This is a genomic window from Pelotomaculum sp. PtaB.Bin117 (assembly GCF_002067195.1).
GTDB lineage: Bacteria > Bacillota > Desulfotomaculia > Desulfotomaculales > Pelotomaculaceae > Pelotomaculum_D > Pelotomaculum_D terephthalicicum.
The window spans coordinates 15,293-36,455 of sequence record NZ_MVQM01000098.1 but is presented as its reverse complement, the minus strand read 5'-3'; the positions used below and the strand labels follow the sequence as shown (position 1 = coordinate 36,455).

The following is a 21,163-nucleotide window of genomic DNA, read 5'->3' as shown; positions in this document are numbered from 1 at the left end:
AGCAAGTTCGCTGTAGTTGACTTCCCACCGCTGGGGGGTGAACAGCTTTTCACCGCCGATGACCATCACCACGTCGGCCTTCCCGCTCCTGATCATCGCATCGGCAAGAATAATGCCGCTGCTGCCGGTGGCGCACAGCAGTTCCACCCGGCAACAAATATTAACAGGTTTGATCCCAAGACTCTCAGCCACTACCGGAGCCAGGTGGGTTTGGAAGGAACAGCGCTCAGTATAGGCCGAACCAACAATCAACCCGTCAACATCCTTATTGGTAATTGCCGGATTTTCCGCAAAAGCGGCTTTACCGGCCTCCTGGAACATATCCCGCTCGCTGGCCTGGCGCATTCCCCACACTGACTGTCCGCCGGCCACTACACAAACGTTTCTCATACAGTCTCCTCCAGTCTTGACCTTGTATTATTTATTGTTATCACTACTTGCCCGTAAAAACAGGCTTGCGCTTTTCCATGAAGGCGCCGATTCCTTCCCGGCGGTCATCGCTGGCAAATGCCAGGATGAAATTTTTCGTCTCAAAATCCAGTGCTTCGGACAAGCTCATATTCAGCCCTGAATTTACGGAATTCTTTATTACACCCAGCGCGTGCGCAGACTTCACCGCCAGCTTCCCGGCCAGGGTTTTCGCCTCCCGCGCCAGTTCGGCCGCCGGGACCACTTTGCTGACCAAGCCGTATTGACCGGCCTGATTGGCGTCGATCATTTCTCCCAGGAAGAGCAGTTCCTTCGCCCGGGCGACTCCAAGCAGGCGGGGCAACCGCTGCGTGGCGCCGCCGCCGGGAATAATCCCCAGATTAATCTCCGGCAGGGCAAATTTGGCTGTCTCCGCCGCCAGCCGGAAATCGCAGGTCAGGGCCAGCTCGCAGCCGCCGCCAAGCGCCAGTCCGTTCACAGCGGCTATGGTCGGCTTGCTCATATTTTCAATCGAGCCGAAAGCTTTTCTGGCCGTCTTGCAGAATTGATAAGCGCCAACCGGAGTCAGGTCCTTCATTTCACTTATGTCGACGCCGGCCGCGAACGCTTTGTCTCCGGACCCGGTGATAACTACCACCCGGACGGCAGGGTCCGCGTCAAGCTCAGCCGCGGCTTGCGCGAGTTCCTGAAAGAGCCGGGTGCTCAAAGCGTTGACCGGCGGCCTGTTTAAAGATATGGTGGCTGTTCCTTCCTCAATTTGCAGAGCGATAGTCTCATACATAACCATTAGCTCCTTATTTATCTTTTGATTTAATAGTTGTACCATCCCGCGCCTGTCTTGCGGCCCAGCCGGCCGGCGCGAATCAGTTCCTTGAGAGGCAGGGGAGGATTCCAGCGCCTGTCTTTAAACTCATCGGTGAAGTAATTGGCGACGTGATAACCGATATCAACCCCGGTAAAATCCTGTAATTCAAAAGGACCCATGGGATAGTTCAAACCCGCCTTGACCGCGATATCGATATCTTCCGGTGTCGCCACTCCTTCTTCAACCAGCTTGATTGCTTCAATGAATTGAGCCATCATGACCCGGTTAACCACAAAACCCGGTGAATCTTTTTTCACCACAATCGGTTTTTTACCGAATTTAACCGTTACGTCAGTAAGAATCTTGACAGTATCATCACTGGTGGAATAACCCCTGATTATTTCGACTAATTTCATTATCGGCGCGGGGTTAAAGAAATGCAGACCCGCAACCTGCTCCGGCCGCTTGGTGGAAGACGCGATTTGCGTTATGGACATTGATGAGGTGTTGGTCGTTAACAAGGCTTCCGGCTTGCAGACCTGGTCAAGCTGGGAAAAACTATCTTTTTTAACCTGCAGGTCTTCGATTATAGCCTCAATAACCATGTCAACATCGCCAAATTCATCGACACCGGTCGTCCGGGCAATCCTGCCCAGCACCGCGTCTTTCTGTTCAGCGGTTATTTTGCCTTTCTCCACACTTTTGCTCAAGAAGTTGCCCATCCACCCAAGCGCCTTATCGACAAAAGCTAAATCAATATCACTTAATACGACATCATACCCGGCCTGTGCGGCCACCAAGGCAATGCCTCCGCCCATGGCGCCCGCTCCCAATACACCTACCTTTTTAACCTCCATGCCGATCATCCCTTCCTAAATATATTATTTAACTTCTGATCATCAGAAGCTGAGAACATATGGTTTAGTCAGCCTTTAACATGCGTTTTAGAATTTTACCGGTGGAACTCTTAGGGATTTCATCGATAAAATTAACAAACCGCGGCACTTTATAGGAAGCCATCCGCTGTTTGCAGAAGTCTATTACCTCTTCTTCAGTCAATTGCTCCCCTTGTCTCAAAACGATATACGCCACCGGCACTTCACCCCTGTCCGGGTCCTCCTTGCCGAGAATAGCGCATTCTAAAATTTTGGGATTCTGGTAAAGAATATCTTCCACCTCGCGGGGATACACATTGTAGCCGCCGCATAAAATCAAGTCTTTCTTGCGGTCGACAATATAGAAATAGCCGTCCTCATCTTTGTAGCCGAGATCGCCGGTGCAAAAATAGCCGTCTTTAAAAGCCTCATTGGTGGCTTCAGGCATTTCCCAGTAGCCCTTGAAAATTCCGTTTCCCTTTACTAGGAGTTCACCAACTTCATTTGCCGGCAACTCGTTGAAGTTTTCATCCACAACCTTCATGGAATACCCAGGCGCCGCCGGCCCGATTGAGCCGATTTTGCTATGCCCGAACCTGTTGTAAGTCACCGTCGCACCGGTTTCCGTAGACCCGTAATATTCACATAGGCCCGGTCCAAAAGCACCTTCAATTTTATTAAACAGTTCCGGAGGCATCGAGTAGCCCGCTGTTTGTTTAAAACGCCACGCGCTTAAGTCGTGCTTTTCCGGCGAGTAGGAATTCATCATGAAAATATACATGGTCGGCACACCGGCAAAGTGAGTAACTCTGTAGCGGGAGAGCAACTCGAGCGCCTTATCCGGGTTGAAGCGCGACATGCTGAGCACGCTGGCCCCGACATACAGCGGCCCCAACAGGGTCACGGTAATAAAAATGTGGCAGTATGGAGTCGCCGTCATAAATATATCCTGCTCACTGATTTGTTCGGCTACGCCGTTTACCGCGGCCTTGGTCACGAAGTTCTTGTGGGTGAGCATGACTCCCTTGGGCCGCCCGGTGGTGCCGGAAGTGTACAGCATCGTGGCGGTATCATCTTCTGCGCAGTCCACGGTAGCCAGAACATCTGAATTCTCCGAAATGAAGGATTGAAAATCAATTGTCCCTTCCAACGGTTCCCCCAAGGTAATGATCCTCTCCACCAACGGGATTTCGTTCAGGATGTTAAGAATGTTTTGTTTGACTTCCGGCGAAGCGCCGATAACCACCTTGGCCCGGGAATTACTCAAGATATAGGATATCTCACCGGTTTTATACAGAATATTAAAAGGCAAGGCTACAGCCCCGATCTTCATCGCACCGAAAAAGGCGATCAGCCATTCGGGACCGTTTGGCAGATAGATGCCTACTCTGTCGCCCTTCTGAACTCCCAGATTAATTAAGCCGTTGCCAAGCCGGTTAATCAGTTGGCTATACTCCGACCAGGTAAATTCGCGCCCGTCGTCCCCGCAAATAATGGCTCTGCGGTGGGGGTAAAATTCAGCGTTTCTTGTTATAAAATCAACAATATTCAACTGTTTTCCTCCTTTATTAATATTTTTTATTAATATTTCTCGACAAGCCGCAACAAATAGTATCAACCCCCTGCTAATGAACAATTTCGGAACAATTTCGACCATCAATACCATGCTATTTACAGTGCTAGTGACTTTTTTAACTAGTCCTCCTTTCTATAATTGTTTTTAATTTTTTATAATATAACAATGCAAAATACATGCCTCCAGGCAAATACAAATATATAGCTGCAAAGAAAAGTAAAAACCCCTCAATATTCTTGGAAATATGTCAGTTTGATTCATTAATGAATTAAACTGAGCTAACACACCCAAGAAATCAATATCTGAGGGGTTTGTTCAATAATAATATTAAGTTATTTTTAACTCACTTAAACCGGTTTCAACTTTTACTCTACCTTTGAAAGAGAATTAATATTGCAATAATAATTTAAAAAATACTCACCAACACTATAAGCACTCTTTATTTTCTTTTACATGCGTACTCACCTCTACCGGTTAATGATTTTAATATATTGTATACGACGTGGTCTAGGCGGATTTAGAACCTAAAGCAGGGCCTGAAGCAGGCTGCGGTTTAATGAATGGCGCGCCCATCGGCAGGACGGACCGGCCGAAAGACGTATTCAGGATAACCGCGGCGCTGGTGTACACGCCGAAGGTACCGCCGGAAAATGCGAGCCAGCCGGCTACAGGCGCCATCTCATGGGGCCAGACGCCCATGTCCATTAAGGAAATAATCCAAAGGGCCGGCGTCAAACTGATTACAACTCCAAACAAGCATTTCGGGGACTTGAGGTAAGCCGGCGCCCAGAGGGTAACCGCGGCGGCAAGAGGCAGCCAGCCCCAACCGTCAACGTGGGCATCAATTTTCCAGCCGTTCACAGACGCGAAATACTTAAAAATAAATTCCAGTCCGGTGACCAGCATAAAGAAAGCGGAGAAGAACGTAAAAATATTGCCGCTTAAGATATTACCTTCTTTCAGCTCCACAATGCCGACGATAACCTGTACGGCAAAACCGCCTAACAGCCATATACCCATTAATCCGCTGGAGGCAGGGGTTATTTTTCCGGTCAAAAGCGCAAAAAAGGTGAAACAAGCCATTGCCAGCGCTACCAAACCTGCCGGGGCCGGAGTGGCCCAACTGTGACTTTTCTCCGACATAGAAGATATCCTCCTTTGAAAAATAGTTTTCCTCGGGAAATCCGAAAAAGCAAGAAGCCTCCTTTCAATTTTTCAATTTTCTATCAATACAGAACATTGCAAAATACATGCCTTCAGGGTAATTGCAAGCAAATGCTAAAAAAAAAGAAAATCTCCTCAGCTCCCTTGGGGGAACTTTTTAGTTTAATTCATCACTGAATTAATTCGACTAACACATTTGGGCGTCCAATATTTGAAGAGTTCGCCAAATCAGGATGTTAAGTTGTTTTCAACTTATTTAAACCGGCATTAACTTTTTGACCGGCCATCTGCAAGAAGCAAAATCGAGAGGTATTAATAAATTTGAGTAGACGGCTTAAAATAATTGAAGGAAAATTTAAATTTACGTCGTATTAACTTTAATGTTTAGATAATTAAATTTTAAAATATTATTGTCCAGTTCGATTTTCTTATAATTGACTGGACAACATTATTTATTAAGGAAATTATCGAATCCTGTCAAAAAAAGAAATATAAATACTCGGCTGAGGTGTTAGGAATGGACGACAATACCGCTGTAATGAATGATATAACCGAGCGCATGCAGGCGGAGGAACTTTTTGGAATATTGACAAATAACTCACCGGTCGGCATTTTCATAATACAGGACAGCAAATTCCAATTTGTTAATTCCCGGTTCAAGAAATATACGGACTGCGCTGAAAATGAATTAATCGGCGCGAACCCATCGGAATTCGTTTTTCCTGAGGACAGAAAAACAGTCAGGGAAAATGCCAATAAAATGTTGAAGGGAAAACGTTTAACTCCTTATGAATACAGGCTTTTAAGAAAAGACGGAAAAACCAGGTGGGTCATGGAAACGGTCGCCCCTATTCAGTATCAAAAGAAACCGGCCATACTGGGAAACTGCGTTGACATCACTTGGCGCAAACGAACTGAAAAGATGCTGCGTTCATCAGAGGAACGTTTCTCTAAAGCCTTTAACGGCAGTCCATATCCAATGGCCATATCTACCATTGAAGACGGACGATTCATTGACGTGAACAACAGTTTTCTTCGCGCTACCGGTTATTCCCGCCAAGAGGTTATCGGCAATTCAGCAACGGATTTACATTTATACACGGATCCCTTGGACCGCGCCAACATGTTGCAGGCCGTCATGGAGCAGGGAAGCGTGCGCAACATGGAAATTGAGTTGTGCAACAAAGCGGGTGAGATTAGTTTGTGTCTGTTATCGGTGGAAATGATTGAGCTTGGCGGCAGGCAATGTCTGCTAGTCATAGGTAATGATGTCACTGAAAGCAGGAAAATGGAAAAAGAGATGGCCAGACTGGAGCGTCTGAATCTGGTGGGAGAAATGGCCGCGGGTATTGGCCACGAAATCAGAAATCCGATGACCACCGTACGTGGTTTTCTGCAAATGATTGATAGAAAAAAGGAACTCGCCATTTATAAAGATTACTTTAATTTAATGATCAGTGAACTGGACAGGGCTAATTCAATCATTACGGAATTCCTCTCCATGGCAAAAAACAAGCCGGTGGATTTAAAACTGCATAATTTAAATTATATTGTGCAAACCCTATTTCCTTTGATTCAAGCAGACGCCCTGAATGCTGACAAGTATATAGAAACAGATTTGGCGGAAACTCCTGATTTGCTCATGGACGAGAAAGAAATACGCCAGCTTATTCTCAACCTTGCGCGCAACGGACTTGAAGCAATGCCAGCGGGTGGAAAACTAACCTTGTGCACGTCAACGGATGGTGACACGGCTGTTTTATCGGTACGGGATCAAGGTTCCGGGATTGAGCCGCAAGTGCTTGAAAAGATTGGCACGCCGTTTTTCACAACAAAGGACAACGGCACAGGTTTAGGTCTTGCCGTTTGTTACAGCATCGCCGCCAGGCATAACGCCGTCATCGATATAGAAACAGATCCCCGCGGAACTACCGTTTTTGTCCGCTTCGGAACTGTTAATAATAATATGGAAAAATTAGCAATTTGAACTGGTAAGCTTATATTTCTTAGCCATGCGGACAACCGTGCTTTGGCTGACGCCCAGCACCTTGGCAGCCTTATAAGTGCTCTTGTGCAAATTTAGAGCCCGGGTAACCAGAAACTTTTCCAACTCCTCAACAGCTACCGTCAAGTTCATCTGTTTTACTCGATACAAATTGTCATTTTTTTCAATACGGTACTTTTGCGGGAGGCTTTCTAAAGTTATTTGCTGAATGTCGGTAGTTACAACAAGCCTTTCGATTAAATTAATAAGTTCCCTGACATTCCCCGGCCAGTCATACCTTGTCAGGTAATCAACCACTTCATCTGACAAGCTTTTTTTCAGGTTATATTTTTTATTATAAATATCAAGAAAATGGAAGAGCAAGGGAGTGATATCATCCCTGCGCTCCCGCAGGGATGGAATCCGGATGGGAATGACATTAATACGGTAAAAAAGGTCCTCCCGAAAGGAATTTTCTTTGACCATCGGCTCCAAGTCCCTGTTAGTGGCAGCCACTACCCGAACATCAACCTTAATTGTTTTTACCCCGCCGACCCTGGTAACTTCCTGCCCCTGCAGGACACGTAATAGCTTGACCTGTAAACCCAGCGGGAGTTCGCCTATTTCATCAAGGAAGATTGTGCCTTTGTTTGCCAATTCAAAATAGCCCGGTTTCCCAGATTTGCTGGCTCCTGTAAAAGCACCGGATTCATACCCGAAAAATTCGCTTTCCATTAATTCCTGAGGAATTGCGCCGCAATTCACTTTGACCATCGGGTGTTTTCTTCTTTTCGGATTCAGGTTGTGAAGCATGTTCGCAATTATTTCCTTGCCGACCCCGGACTCTCCTTGAATGAGGACGGGACTCTCCACTATAGAAACCCTTGTGGCCAACTCGATGATTTTTTCCATCTCTTTGCTTTTAAAAATCACACAATGCTCTTTGGTATATCTTTCTCTTAAACTTTCCATCTCAAACAGATACTGGGCATTTAATTCCTGGGTCTGCCTCAGTTCCTCCTGAAGTTGCCTCAATTCGGTAATATCCCTGAAGTTTACTACCACCCTGACTACTTCACCTTTATTGTTGAAAACCGGATTACCGATTGCCATTATTTCCTTTCCGCTGGCAAGTTTTTGCAGGATGGTTACCGGCTTGCCCGTTTCCAACACTTTCAGCGCCACATCCGGGTCAAAATAGTGACCTTTTTTCTGCACATCGTAGAGGTTGACACCCAGAACTTTTTCAATTTTTAAACCGGTAACCCGTTCAAAAGCTTTATTCAAACGTGTTACTACGCCATTCATATTGACTATACTAATACCGTCGTAAGAATCCTGGAAAATTGAATTTAGCTCCTTAAACTCATTATGAATAACCTGCAGTACATTCATACCCTGGATTTTTTCTTTTATTAAAATTTCTCCGGCAATTTTGTTAGCTTTAACTATCCGGCACAACTTGTCAACTGCGAAATTGCCGATATTCAGTCCCTCAGTTACTGAACTTAAACTATTTTCCATAATCATTTCATAATTCATTTCACTATTCATTGTAATCTCTCCCGTTAATTTACCTTTAATCATTAGGAACAGGAGTGTGCTAATTAATGATAGTTTCTTTTTGAATTTATAAATTTTACAGTATTATTAAAATAATCAAACAATAAAAATTAAACGTTCGTTGCAAATTCTGTTTCATTTCCACCCATATTTTAAAATTTACTTATTCAACTAACAGCCCGTTCAAAATCATATCCAGAAAAAGCTCAGTGACTTCACCGGCCGACAGTTTTCCATCAACATCAAACCATCGGTACATCCAGTTGGTCATACCCAAAATTGCAAAAGTAACGACCTTGGGATCTAATTTTTTGAAATCTCCCTTTTGAATACCTTCTCTAATGATATTAAGGAAAGTATCCTCATATTTTTTCTGCGCCTCGCGAATCTGCTTTTGACATTCTTCAGACAAATGCTTGGTGTCTTCAAGCATAATGGCCACCACCGCCTGATGCTCCGTCGAATACCTGACATGGTATTCCATAGCCCGGCGCAGCTTTTCCGCCGGCGGCAGATCTTCCAATTGAATCTTTTTTAGATACTTGACACCTTTAGAAACCGGCCGTTCAACAATGTGGTACAGTATTTCTTCTTTGCTGTTGATATAATGGTAAAGGCTTCCCCGGTAGATCCCGACCGCTTCGGCGATATCCTGCATTGATGTGCCGTGATAGTTTTTTTTACGAAATAATTTAATCGCCGTATCCATAATTTCAGCATGACGTTCTTCAGATGATGTAGACATATTTATTAACCTCTCTGCGACAACCGTTTGGTATATTAATATAATACTAATTCTGGATATCACGTGTCAATAACTATTTTAATATTTTTAAATTTTTAGATTGTTTTGATATCTGAAGTAAAAGATGTCTGAATTGACAAAAGCGTCTATATTGCATAAAATGATGCTCAGGTAAATGAAAGCGATGACCGGGCCGAGTAAATATCACTCGTTTTTGACAGGGACGGAGGGCCGCAGACTGAAAACCTTCCGCAAAAGCAGGTATTGAAAAACTCCCGGGAGCGGCCACCGAAAGCACAATGTCAATGTGCCGGTAGACTGGCCCGGAAGCCGCCGTTACGGGCTTAAAGGGATAGTATTTAATATTATCCAAACAGGGTGGCACCACGGTTAACAACCCGTCCCTGGCAATGTCAAGCATTGACCGGGGGCGGTTTTCGCTTTTGAAAGGGGAGAATATCATGCTGACAATGCGGCCGCGCGGCACCAACGATATCATGCCCGGCGAGGTCGAAACATGGCAATACCTTGAAAGGCAGCTGCGCCACATCTGCGGCGAATACGGCTATGCGGAAATCAGGACGCCGATTTTCGAACATACGGAGTTGTTTTTGCGCGGTGTGGGTGACACCACTGATATTGTGGAAAAAGAGATGTACACTTTCATCGACCGGGGAGAGCGCAGCGTCACTTTGCGGCCCGAAGGCACGGCGTCCGCCGTCAGGGCCTACCTGGAAGACAAGCTGTACGCCGGATCGCAGCCGGTCAAGTTGTATTACACCGGGCCGATGTTTCGTTACGACCGCCCTCAGGCCGGCCGTTACCGCCAGTTTCACCAATTCGGGGTTGAAGTGTTCGGTTCGCACGACCCGGCGGTTGACGCTGAAGTAATCGCCATGAGCATGGATTTCTATGGCAGAATCGGCCTCAAAAACCTGGCATTGCATGTCAACAGTGTCGGCTGCCCGGCCTGCCGCCCGCATCTGCGCCGGCAATTACAGGACTTTTTCCGCCCCAGGCTTGCCAGCCTTTGTCCGAACTGCCGGGAGAGATATGAAAAAAACCCGCTGCGCATCCTTGATTGTAAAGAAAGCCGCTGCAGCGAGCTCGGCGCGGAAGCGCCGACAACTATTGACTGTCTTTGCGACAGCTGTCTGACACACTTCGCATCAGTAAAAAAACATCTTGATTTGCTGCACTTGCCTTATATAGTAGACCGCCGGCTGGTGCGCGGTCTGGATTATTACACACACACGGCTTTTGAAATAATGGCGCCGGACATCGGCGCCCAGAGTTCCATCGGCGGCGGCGGGCGGTACAACGGTCTGGTGGAAACCTGCGGCGGCCCTCCCACTCCGGGTATCGGCTACGCGCTTGGCCTGGAACGGATCATTCTGGCCATGAAAAACCAGGGCTGCGCCATACCAAGGTCACCGGGCTTGGACGTGTTCGTGGTTACAGCAGGGAAAGCGGCGGAGCATACAGCTTTTCACCTCCTGTTTAAAATCCGCCGCGCCGGCATCTCCGCCGACAAGGACTACCTGAACCGCAGTCTTAAAGCGCAAATGAAATACGCCGGCAAAGCCGGGACGAGGTTCGCAGTCATCATCGGCGAAGAGGAACTGAAAAGCGATACCGCCGTAGTAAGGGATATGGACGCGCAAGAGCAGGCAACCGTGGCCATGGGGGAAGTAATCAAGTATCTGCAGGCTAAAATGCGGCATGCACCGCGTCTTCCTTGATACTTTCAGACCCCGGCGCAACAATGTCAGAATACATCTTACACATAATTGGGAGGTTTTAATGTGATTGATTTTATGAATGAGTGGAAGCGCAGCCATTATTGCGGCGTTTTGCGCAGTGAACAGGCCGGCCGGCAGGTTGTTTTGATGGGTTGGGTGCAGCGCAGGCGCGACCACGGCGGCTTGATCTTTGTCGACCTCAGGGACCGGTCGGGTTTGGTGCAGGTAGTGTTCAGTCCGGATCTGCACAAAGAAGCTTTCGACAAAGCCGGGAGCGTGCGCAACGAATATGTGCTGGCGGTATCCGGAATGGTGCGGGTGCGTCCCGCAGGCACCGCCAACCCTAATCTGGCAACAGGGCAAGTGGAGGTGCTCGCCCAAGAACTGCGCATTTTAAACCGGGCCAAAACACCGCCTTTTTATATTGAAAACGGCGTTGATGTAGATGAAAACGTACGGCTGCGCTACCGTTATCTCGACCTGCGCCGGCCGGAAATGCAAGAGGCGCTGATCCTGCGCCACCGCGTTGCCAAATCGGTCCGTGACTTCCTTGATGAAAATGGTTTTTTGGAAATAGAAACCCCGATGCTGTCCAGGAGCACTCCGGAAGGGGCCAGGGATTATCTGGTGCCGAGCCGGGTCAACCCCGGCAAGTTCTATGCCCTGCCGCAGTCGCCGCAGCTTTATAAACAAATTCTGATGGTGTCCGGTCTGGACAAATATTTCCAAATCGTCCGCTGTTTCCGGGACGAAGACCTCCGGGCGGACCGGCAACCCGAATTCACCCAAATCGATATAGAAATGTCTTTTGTGGATGTAGATGATATTCTGAGCCTGATGGAAGAAATGGTAGCGCGGATGTGCCGTGAAACAATCGGCCTGGACGTACCCCGCCCGTTCCCCAGGCTTTCCTACCAGGAAGCGATGGATCGCTTCGGCTCAGACAAACCGGACACCCGCTTTGGGCTTGAATTAAAAGATATCTCCGATATCGCGGCAGGGTGCGGTTTCAAGGTTTTTTCATCAGTCGTGGACGGCGGCGGACAGGTCAAGGGGATAAACGCCTCCGGTTGCGGCTCTTTCAGCCGGAAGGAAATTGACGACCTGATCGCTTTCGCGGCAATTTACAAGGCCAAGGGTTTAGCTTACTTTATCGTTACTGAGGACGGGGTCAAGTCAACCCTTGCCAAGTTTTTCAACGAGCAGGAACTTGGCGCCATCATCAGCCGGCTGGCGGGCAAACCAGGGGATCTCTTGCTTTTTGTGGCGGACAAGCCGCAGGTGGTGGCCGACTCACTGGGTGCTCTGCGGCTGCACTTGGGCGAGCGTCTCGGCCTGATCCCCGAAAACACCTATAACTTCCTGTGGGTGGTTGACTTTCCCCTGCTGGACTATGACCAGGCGGAAGGACGTTATGTGGCGATGCACCACCCCTTCACATCACCAAGGGAAGCCGACATTCCCTTGCTGGAATCCGAACCCGGAAAGGCCCGTGCCAAGGCATACGACATCGTTCTAAACGGCGTGGAGGTGGGCGGCGGCAGTATCCGGATTCACCGCAGGGATATCCAGGAAAAAATGTTCGCGGCCATCGGCATCGGTGCAAGTGAAGCGATGGAAAAATTCGGGTTCATGCTGGAAGCCTTTGAATTCGGCACTCCGCCGCACGGCGGCATTGCTTTTGGATTGGACCGGTTAATCATGCTGCTGGCTAAGAAAAATACTATCCGGGACGTCATCGCTTTTCCCAAAACACAAAGCGCTACTGATCTAATGAACTTGGCGCCGGGTAACGTCTCACCCGCACAGTTGAAAGAATTAAACATTAAACTGAACATAAAAAGCAACCCCCCAGGAGCTAAAACTAATAGGGCAACTTAAGCCGGTACGGCATACTCCGGAAAAAAGAGGTTCACAAGTGGCCCTTGTAAATGGATAGCCGATGTGCTAACATAAATGTGTAAAAAAAATACCCTGCTATGTGCGTGACCCACCTTGAAGTTTTGAGCCAACACCATAAAAAAGGGAGCCCGGACTCTGGATGTGGCTTGCATGCCTCCCAGTTGAGGAAGCGAAAATCATTCAGGAGGGCACCCACCTGTGAGAACAGGTTCGAACTTTGGGTGTTCACGGCATGAGTGGGGTTTTTATTAACTTGCACGGTTTTCGGTTTGACTGAAAACCCTTTGATTTACCGGAAAGACGCTGAATTTTTGATAATATGTTTATCTGTTGTCAAATTAAATCGCAGAATGATTAATGTTAGTAATTGACAAGACGTTTTGCATGAAATTATAATTAAGGTTGATAGAAGTTATAAGTAATAGATATCGCCACAAGCTATTATTCTACCATTCTAAGTGCTCATTTACCGGCTACCCTGTTACCTAGAGAAAAAGAAAATTTGAATTTTATCATGGAAGGGGAGAGTCAATTGGCCAGCGAAATAATCCTTGCTTTGGGAGATAATAATTTTAATCAGGTAATCAATGAGACCAATATGCCTTTTCTAGTAGATTTTTGGGCAGCTTGGTGCGGACCATGTAAAATGATTGCCCCGATAGTAGAAGAAGTTGCGACGGAATTTAAAGACAAAGTCAAGGTAGGCAAGCTCAATGTAGACGAAAACCAGGGCGTCCCGGGCAGTTTAAAAGTCAGCAGCATTCCGACTTTGATTATTTTTAAGGAAGGCAAGGAAGTTGAGCGCTCCGTAGGCTACAAGAGTAAAGATGAAATTCTTCGCTGGTTGACTAAACATCTATAGAGTAAATTATTACTTCAAAATATTGGCATACTAATCAAAAGATCTATGGGCGGACCAGGAGTTCGCCCATATGTTTTTAGGAGAAGCCTGATGGATCTTTTCAAACAAGCCATGGAAAAAAACATGAAAATGACCGCCCCTCTGGCCACCCGGATGAGGCCCGCATCTCTGGCGGAATTTGAAGAGCAAAACGCTGTCGTGGGAGCCGGCACCTTGTTGAGGCGCTCAATTGAGACGGACAGGCTGATGTCGGCGATATTTTACGGCCCGCCCGGCACGGGTAAAACCACCCTGGCCTTGCTTATCGCCGGAATCACCAAAGCGCGGTTTGTCATTATCAACGCGGTGATGGCCGGCGTAGCCGACATCAGGCGGGTAGTCAACGAAGCCCAGGAAAGACGTTCCTTATATGACGAAAAAACCGTCTTATTCATTGATGAGATTCACCGCTTCAACAAGGCTCAGCAAGACGCCCTCCTCCCTTTTGTGGAAAGCGGCTTGCTCACTTTAATCGGGTCGACAGCCGAAAATCCCATGTTTTCCGTTAATCGTCCGCTCCTGTCCCGCTCTCAGCTTTACCGTTTCGAACCTCTCACCGGGAAAGCGTTAAAACGCCTCCTGGCAAGAGCCTTAAAAGATCAAGAAAGGGGACTGGGCGGGTACCGGACGGACGTTTGCCGGGAGGCACTCGCTCACCTGGCCGAAGTGGCCAACGGTGACGCCAGGGCTGCCTTGAACGCCCTTGAGTTGGCTGTCTTGACCACTCCACCGGGGGCGGACGGGGTCCGGCGCATTACTCTGGCCGTGGCGGAAGAAGCCATTCAGAAAAAAGTATTAAAATATAACCGGACTGATGAGCATTACGATGTTATATCAGCATTTATCAAGAGCATGAGAGGTTCCGATCCGCAGGCCACGCTCTACTGGCTGGCGAGGATGCTGTACGCGGGGGAAGACCCCGAGTTCATCAGCCGCCGGATTATGATCCACGCCGCTGAAGACGTAGGTCTGGCGGATCCCCAGGCTCTGGTGGTGGCAACCTCCGCTGCTCTCGCCGTAGAGCGGATCGGCATGCCGGAAGCAAGAATCGTCCTGGCCGAGGCTGCTCTTTATCTTGCCACCGCCCCTAAGAGTAATTCTGTCATCGCGGGAATCAGCAAGGCGCTTTCAGAGGTGGAGACCGAAAGGGCTGAACCTGTCCCGCCTCATCTAAGGGGAACCGGCTATAAAGGCGCGTCTGAGCTGGGCCATGGCAGGGGCTACAAGTACCCGCACGATTACCCGGGCAATTACGTCAAGCAGCAATACCTGCCGGGTAATATTAAAGGCAAAGAGTTCTATAAACCTTCCGTCAACGGTTTGGAAGCGGAAATAAAAAAACGGCTGGATAAGCTTAATCGGTAACTTTTTGCAGCATTTTCTGTTTTTTCTTGACTTATGGCACTTGAATGCATATGCTAAAGGAACAGTACTCAGGAGTCAGAATCGAAACCTAAAAAGGTTTATTATTTAAAAAGCATTTTGAATTTTGAATCCTGAATCCTAACTCCTGAATTCTGACTACTTGAAAAAAAGTTGGTGCTCTTTTTTGGAAGTCTATGCTCTAGTCGGCCCCAGCGGCACGGGCAAAAGCCACCGGGCCGCCATTGTAGCCAATAAACTTGGAGCGCAGGCCATCATCGACGACGGCCTGCTGATTCAAGGCAACCGGATTATCGCCGGTTCATCGGCCAAACGCCAGCCTACCAGAATAGGCGCGATAAAAGCGGCTCTATTTATGGATAACCGGCAGGCGCAAGAAATAAAATCAACGCTTTCCCGGGTCGCCCCGGAAAAAGTGTTGATTTTAGGCACATCTGTCGGTATGGTTCAGCGCATCGCCGGCCGGCTTGAACTGCCGCAGCCGTCAAATATAACGAAAATCGAAGAAATCGCCAGTGAAAAGGAAATTAGAAAAGCCAAGTTCCACCGGACAAGGTTCAGCAGGCATGTTATCCCCGCCCCTATTCTGGAAGTGAAAAAAAGCTTCCCGGGCATCCTGGTGGACCCGCTCCGTGTTTTTCTAAGGAAAAAAGGAACACCCGGCAAGAAGGATTGGCTTGAGCAATCCGTTATACGGCCAACATTTACATCCAACGGAAAGCTAACCATAGCCGACAGCGCCATAAGCGCTATTGTCAGCCATGCCGCCCGGTCTGTCGAGAATGTCGCCGGCACCGGAAGGATTAACGTAAAAGTTGAGCAGGAAGGCGTTATTACGATAGATATTTCGCCCACGCTCTCTTTCGGCTGCGCTTTGCACGAGGTCGCCGGCAGGCTGCAGCGTCAAATTAAAACAGCGGTGGAGAATATGACCGGTCTTCAGGTTAAAGAAGTAAACATCAAAATTAAAGGTTTAAGCTTCCCGAAAAAAACAGAGGCGACCAGTTAAGGCCGCCTCCCGCGGGGTCAGGCTTTACTTTGTGAGATTCTAGAATCTCACAAAGTAAAGCCTGACCCCCTTTTTTTCCCTTACGTGGTGACTGAGGCAAACACGTGATTGCCGATCCTGATTATCACCGGTAGGGTTCGTATCCATTGGTCCCTGCTGATGTCCGGGTTGTAAAAGAACAACGCTCCACCAGTCGGATCTGTTCCCTGCAGCGCCTGCACGGCAGCCTGCATCGCCTTTTCATTAGGCTCAAGGTTGATGGAACCGTCTCCTACCGGCGAGAACTGATATACCCGGCTGCTCTTCTGATATATTACTTCCCGGATTGTTTTCGGAAAATGCGGGCTGGCCAGCCTGTTCAAAATCACAGCGCCGACGGCAACCTGCCCTTCGAAACTTTCTCCTCTCGCCTCGGCGTGAATCAGCCTGGCCAGAAGCATTAAATCCTCCCTGGAAACATCACCACGGGATAATGATTCTTCACTCTTTGATTTTTCAGGCATAATCAACACTTGCCCGGGTATGATTAAACTACCGGTCAAATTGTTGACCTTCATCAGTTCACGGACCGACACCTGACGGCGGCACGCGATATCAGATAAGGTATCACCCTCCTGCACAATGCAATTTAACGTGGAATCGGACTGGTCCGTAATTTGAGCACCTGTGTTCTGAAAACACTCGCCGCGCGGCAGGGCGATGGTCAATACCGCCAATGACGCTAACGCTAACAACGTTGCCTTAAAAAAGTTTACGGCAAGTCTTGGAACATATTTACTCATTTTCTCCTCCTTTCCCGAATCCAAAAAATATTCTGCACATCTATCAAGTTTGTATGCATTTTTCTTTATCAGGTTAAATTTATTTACTCTTCCTGAAATTATTACCATTTCCCCTTAAAAAAATACTTCTCTCAAAAATGGCGCCCATTTCCTCCAGGGTCTTTGGCGACGCTTAAATTTCATCTGCCGCTGTTATGTGACAACGGTCACAGAAAACATGACAAATAAAAAGTAAAATTTAGTCATATTAATTCAGTTGGCAGGTGATAATATGAACACGGCTGCAGAACGGTGCCCGGAGGGGAAAAATACGTTCGCCTTTAAAAGCAAAGGCAAGCACAGTGTGCTCGCCGAAACATTAGAGCAATATTTGGAAAATATTAGTGAAGATACATTCGAGGACAGCGCGAAAAAAGCTGAAATAAATATTAAAGAAAAGGATATGCTGTATTATGTAAAAACTGTCTGCCCACTTTGCGGCAAGAGATTCGAATCACCAAAGGTCAGGTCCAAGTACCTGCGCATGACCCACATGGATAATGATTACTGCAAATACTATGATTCCGTCAACCCGCTTAATTACGAAGTAATGGTTTGTTCCCATTGCGGTTTTGCTTACACCGAAGAGATCCAAAAGATGCGCTTGAGCGATGAGCAGCGTAAAACGATAAAATCGCGTTTGGAAAAACTTTTGCCTGATCGCCCGCCGAGAGACTACAGCGGCGTCCGCAATCTGGATCAAGCAGTGGAAACTTTCCTGCTGGCCTTATTGGCGCTTCAAGGAAAGCCGGCTCAAGGCTCAACAAAAGGAATGTTGTATTTAAAGATAGCCTGGCTGTACCGTTATAAGAACAACCCGGCGAAAGAATCGGATTATATTGAAAAGGCGCTCTCATCCCTTGTGTCCGCTTATAACAATGAAATTTTCCAAGAAATACAGAAAGAACTAAATATCACATACTTAATTGCCGTTTTATATTTCAGAACCGGCAGGTATTATGAATCAGCCAGGTGGCTGGAACGGATTTTATTGAACCGGCACAGGCCTGTTCATCCCATAGTGTCAAAACAGGCCGGGGAACTATGGGACGAGGTGCGGCAAATGCTGCGCGAGAACAATCAACAGTTAAAAAACCGATGTTAAATAAAAACCCGTCCTCATGAGCAAGGGCGGGATTTTCAATCTCTTTCTTTGCGCTGAACAGCGCGGATATCTATATCCACCAGCAGGCGGTAAGGCTTGCACATCTCCAGCAGCCGTGAAGTAGTCCTTTCCCCCAGGTATTCTTCCAGATCCTCCGGTGTGATATTGGTTGTTACAATAATCGGCAGGCAGTGGTTCAAGCGGTAATTGATGATGGAATAAATTTTGTTCCTTGACCACTCCGTATAGTTGTGCGCGCCCAGATCATCCAGAATAAGCAAGGGCACTTGCCTGGCGGTTTCCACCAGATCAAACTCAGTGTAATCGCCGGCATTGCGCGCAATATCATATGTCGACCTGATCTGATCCAACAGGTCGGGCACAACCACAAAAAGGGCCGTTTTGCCCCTTTTCAATAAAGCGTTGGCAATGCTGCAGGCGAGAAAAGTTTTGCCGCTCCCCACCTGGCCGGTAAACATCAGTCCATCCGTGCGGGGTTCCTGCAAGAATTTCGCAATAAACTTTTTGGCGGCCTGATATGCCAGCTGCGCGAGCTCATAATAAGAAATCCCCTTGCTTTCATCCACACAGTCTCTGGCGTAATACTTGAAGTTAAAATTGGCTAATGAACAATTTAAAAGCTTTTGGGGCAAACAGGAATTTCTAAAAAGCCTCGCGATAGCTTTTTGCCTGCCGCAGCTGCAGGGCACCGCCACATCTCCCTGCAGGATAATTCCGCGGTCCCCGCACAGATCGCAAGCCTTTCCCAATATTTCCTACCTCATCTTCCTTAAATAATACCTATATGTACAGCGTTTTTATATGTACAGCGTTTTAATGAAAGCTTTTTTCCGGGAGTTGTTTCTGTCGGCTTTATTCAGGCCGCCTTTTCCAGTTTCGCCCCCCTGGCCGGTACGGCTTGAACGGCGGCTCTGAAATTCCCGGTCATAATCCGCGACTTCTTCCAGGGTCCTCAGGTTGTTCTTTTTCCAGCCCATCAAGATAGTGTTAATGTATTTGAAGTTATGCTTGCCTCTTAAGACAGCTTGCTTCAAAGCTTCAACAACCAGCCTGGGATCTCTTTCCTCCGCCCACTGTTCAATTTGTTCAATTTCCAACGGAGACAGAGCCCGGCCGAATTCATTTTCAAATATCGGAATCAGGGCGGCCGCGCTGTCATCAAACTTTTTGTCGTCAAAATCGCGGCCGTCGACCGTAATTCTCAATAGCCTTTCAGACTCTTCGATATCCTTTGCCCGGATTCCCGCCCATATATCCGAAATCTTTAGAAAAAGAGGTTCAAAATCATATCCTTCAAAAATTACTTTCCGTTCGCTGTCAAAATATTCGCTGACAGCGATAATCTCTTTTTCCATTAAGCCAGCCAGTTCCTTTTCGATCCGGGCAGGATCGGCTTCCATGCAGTCCGCCAGCTTCTCCGGACTCGGATAAAGCTCTTTTTCCTCAACATAAAGCCTGATCATTTGAATCAACATGATCATCTGAAAGTCGGAAATACCGATTTTATTATAGATTTTCAATAATATATTGGGGATGGCCGTTGAACCCTCAAGCACCAGTTCTGATCCAAAGGCGGCCGTAATATTAACTTTTTGGTCGCATTTGATAATTTTTTCCTTATGCCATTCAATCATCAGAACGTGAAACCTCCCCTAGTTTGTCCTTATAGTTTATTTTATGGTAAGGCTGGATATTTGTCCACCCTCGTTCTACCCCGTAAAACGGCCGCTGCTCATTTCATTGCGTTCCGTCACATTCCCCCTAACTAATAGTAAGCAAAGTTGTCCGCAAGCTTTGGCAGTCTCAACAAGATTATTTGAACGCGAGTAGTTTTCATATACCTTGGGAACTATAAGAAAAAACAACATGCCAATGATTTTGAAACAAGCCTGCAGGAAAATATATTGCGCAAACTTCCTATATGGCAAGCTTAATGCCCGCATATTATTCAAGGGAGGGTCCCGACATGTCTCTAAAAGTTGGCGTCAATGGTTTCGGGCGCATAGGCCGCGCTGTTTTCCGGGCGGCGATGAAAAGAACGGATATCGACATCGCAGCCGTTAACGACCTGACAAACGCCTGCACCATGGCGCACCTTTTACAGTACGACTCGGTGCATGGTTACCTTGACGCCGATATTTACGCGAACGAGGAAAGAGAATTCCGGGTTAACGGCAAAGAGATCAAAGCCTTTGCCATTCCGGAACCAGGCGCCATCCCCTGGAGCGATTATGGAGTGGATATAGTGGTTGAATCCAGCGGCCGGTTTACCGACCGCGAAAGCGCCTCAAAACACTTTCACGGCGGCGCTAAAAAAGTTGTGATCAGCGCCCCGGCCAAAAATGAAGATATCACCATTGTCATGGGGGTAAACGAGGACAAGTACGATCCGGCCCGGCACCGGATCATTTCCAACGCTTCCTGCACCACAAATTGCCTCGCGCCCATCGTTAAAACCATTCACGACGGGTACGGCATTTTGCACGGTCAAATGACTACCATCCATTCTTACACCAACGATCAACAAATTCTGGATTTGCCGCACAAAGATTTGCGCCGGGCAAGGGCCGCGGCCATGTCCATCATCCCTACCACTACCGGTGCGGCCAAGGCGGTGGCGCTGGTCATACCGGAACTAGCAGGCAAGCTGAACGGCCTTTCCATGCGTGTGCCGACTCCCAACGTTTCCACAGTAGTGCTTGCCGCTGAAATTACCCGGACGGCCACCGCGGCAGAGATTAATGAAACGCTTAAATCCGCGGCGGCAGGCAAATTAAAAGGGATTCTCGCTTACAGCGGGCTCCCTCTCGTTTCACACGATTACAACGGCAATCCGCACTCGGCTACCATTGACGCCTTGTCCACATTGGTCATTGACGGCAGCATGATCAATATAGTGGCCTGGTATGATAATGAATGGGGCTATTCCAACAGGATTATCGACCTTATCGCGCATATCGGGGAAAAGGGCATTTAGTGAACGGTATAACGAGCAATAAGGCTTCCGGTATGGAAGCCTTTCATTTTGCTTTTACCTGTTAAATAAAGAAACAGAAGCAACCGAAAATCAGCAAGATGAAAACCAGGAATATTAAACCAATACCGCCCAAACCTTCCGCTTTAGCTTCCATACTGCTT

The 21,163-nt window shown here is 47.6% G+C and carries 18 protein-coding genes, 1 other RNA gene and 1 other annotated feature; of the genes, 9 read left to right on the top strand and 10 right to left on the bottom strand.

Translation table 11 applies throughout. The annotated features are described in order from the left end of the window. From A4E54_RS06600 to A4E54_RS06580, 5 genes are all read right to left on the bottom strand, one after another. A partial coding sequence (locus tag A4E54_RS06600; RefSeq protein WP_502687926.1) for a thiolase family protein occupies positions 1–390 on the bottom strand: 390 nt, incomplete at its 3' end. A gap of 43 nt (positions 391–433) precedes the next feature. Next, positions 434–1,210 (bottom strand): enoyl-CoA hydratase/isomerase family protein, encoded by a 777-nt coding sequence (locus A4E54_RS06595; protein ID WP_240082472.1) that lies wholly within the window; start codon positions 1,208–1,210, stop codon positions 434–436. Positions 1,211–1,239: 29 nt separating this feature from the next. Next, on the bottom strand, positions 1,240–2,091 hold the full coding sequence (locus tag A4E54_RS06590; protein WP_240082473.1) for a 3-hydroxyacyl-CoA dehydrogenase family protein: 852 nt from the start codon (positions 2,089–2,091) through the stop codon (positions 1,240–1,242). A 64-nt stretch (positions 2,092–2,155) separates the two neighbouring features. After that, on the bottom strand, positions 2,156–3,661 hold the full coding sequence (locus tag A4E54_RS06585; protein WP_240082474.1) for a class I adenylate-forming enzyme family protein: 1,506 nt from the start codon (positions 3,659–3,661) through the stop codon (positions 2,156–2,158). A 531-nt stretch (positions 3,662–4,192) separates the two neighbouring features. Further along, positions 4,193–4,828, bottom strand: coding sequence for an acetate uptake transporter family protein (locus tag A4E54_RS06580; RefSeq protein ID WP_240082475.1), 636 nt, complete (start codon positions 4,826–4,828; stop codon positions 4,193–4,195). Positions 4,829–5,366: 538 nt separating this feature from the next. Here A4E54_RS06580 and A4E54_RS06575 point away from each other — a divergent pair. Beyond that, entirely contained in the window at positions 5,367–6,836 is a 1,470-nt protein-coding gene (locus tag A4E54_RS06575; protein WP_240082476.1) for a PAS domain-containing sensor histidine kinase, read from the top strand. Here the strand turns inward: A4E54_RS06575 and A4E54_RS06570 are convergent. Continuing rightward, complete coding sequence (locus tag A4E54_RS06570) at positions 6,825–8,387, bottom strand: sigma-54 interaction domain-containing protein (RefSeq protein ID WP_240082477.1); 1,563 nt, start codon at positions 8,385–8,387, stop codon at positions 6,825–6,827. The two genes, A4E54_RS06575 and A4E54_RS06570, sit on opposite strands and share 12 nt — an antisense overlap. A 172-nt stretch (positions 8,388–8,559) precedes the next feature. Then, the gene (locus tag A4E54_RS06565) at positions 8,560–9,141 is read right to left on the bottom strand and encodes a TetR/AcrR family transcriptional regulator (protein WP_240082478.1); all 582 of its coding nucleotides are present in this window, start codon (positions 9,139–9,141) and stop codon (positions 8,560–8,562) included. A 175-nt stretch (positions 9,142–9,316) separates the two neighbouring features. Then, positions 9,317–9,550, top strand: a binding site (T-box leader). A 52-nt stretch (positions 9,551–9,602) separates the two neighbouring features. On the opposite strand from A4E54_RS06565, the gene hisS reads away from it, so the two are divergent. The 6 genes from hisS to A4E54_RS06535 all read left to right on the top strand — a co-directional run bounded on the left by hisS (position 9,603) and on the right by A4E54_RS06535 (position 16,078). Then, positions 9,603–10,883, top strand: a complete 1,281-nt coding sequence (gene hisS, locus A4E54_RS06560) for a histidine--tRNA ligase (protein ID WP_240082528.1) — start codon at positions 9,603–9,605, stop codon at positions 10,881–10,883. Between the two features lie 75 nt (positions 10,884–10,958). Further along, entirely contained in the window at positions 10,959–12,764 is a 1,806-nt protein-coding gene (aspS, locus tag A4E54_RS06555; RefSeq protein WP_248285851.1) for an aspartate--tRNA ligase, read from the top strand. Between the two features lie 87 nt (positions 12,765–12,851). Further along, a non-coding RNA gene (gene ssrS / locus A4E54_RS06550) (6S RNA) lies at positions 12,852–13,032 on the top strand. Between the two features lie 285 nt (positions 13,033–13,317). Continuing rightward, positions 13,318–13,647, top strand: coding sequence for a thioredoxin (trxA, locus tag A4E54_RS06545; RefSeq protein WP_240082480.1), 330 nt, complete (start codon positions 13,318–13,320; stop codon positions 13,645–13,647). A 90-nt stretch (positions 13,648–13,737) separates the two neighbouring features. Continuing rightward, positions 13,738–15,051 carry a replication-associated recombination protein A gene (locus A4E54_RS06540; protein WP_240082481.1) on the top strand — a complete coding sequence of 438 codons (1,314 nt, stop codon included), beginning with the start codon at positions 13,738–13,740 and terminating at the stop codon, positions 15,049–15,051. Between the two features lie 184 nt (positions 15,052–15,235). Beyond that, entirely contained in the window at positions 15,236–16,078 is an 843-nt protein-coding gene (locus A4E54_RS06535) for an Asp23/Gls24 family envelope stress response protein (RefSeq protein ID WP_286725152.1), read from the top strand. An 80-nt stretch (positions 16,079–16,158) separates the two neighbouring features. On the opposite strand, the gene A4E54_RS06530 is transcribed toward A4E54_RS06535, so the two are convergent. Next, on the bottom strand, positions 16,159–16,860 hold the full coding sequence (locus tag A4E54_RS06530) for a cell wall hydrolase (RefSeq protein WP_240082483.1): 702 nt from the start codon (positions 16,858–16,860) through the stop codon (positions 16,159–16,161). A 271-nt stretch (positions 16,861–17,131) separates the two neighbouring features. Here A4E54_RS06530 and A4E54_RS06525 point away from each other — a divergent pair, with 271 nt between their 5' ends. Continuing rightward, positions 17,132–18,004: a DUF2225 domain-containing protein gene (locus A4E54_RS06525; RefSeq protein ID WP_240082484.1), complete on the top strand. Its 873-nt coding sequence runs from the start codon at positions 17,132–17,134 to the stop codon at positions 18,002–18,004. A 35-nt stretch (positions 18,005–18,039) separates the two neighbouring features. Here A4E54_RS06525 and A4E54_RS06520 read toward each other — a convergent pair whose 3' ends face one another. Continuing rightward, positions 18,040–18,774, bottom strand: a complete 735-nt coding sequence (locus A4E54_RS06520) for an ATP-binding protein (RefSeq protein ID WP_240082485.1) — start codon at positions 18,772–18,774, stop codon at positions 18,040–18,042. Between the two features lie 48 nt (positions 18,775–18,822). After that, positions 18,823–19,659 carry a DnaD domain-containing protein gene (locus A4E54_RS06515; protein ID WP_240082486.1) on the bottom strand — a complete coding sequence of 279 codons (837 nt, stop codon included), beginning with the start codon at positions 19,657–19,659 and terminating at the stop codon, positions 18,823–18,825. A 332-nt stretch (positions 19,660–19,991) separates the two neighbouring features. On the opposite strand from A4E54_RS06515, the gene gap reads away from it, so the two are divergent. Next, on the top strand, positions 19,992–21,002 hold the full coding sequence (gene gap / locus A4E54_RS06510; RefSeq protein ID WP_240082487.1) for a type I glyceraldehyde-3-phosphate dehydrogenase: 1,011 nt from the start codon (positions 19,992–19,994) through the stop codon (positions 21,000–21,002). The last annotated feature ends 161 nt before the right edge of the window (positions 21,003–21,163 follow it).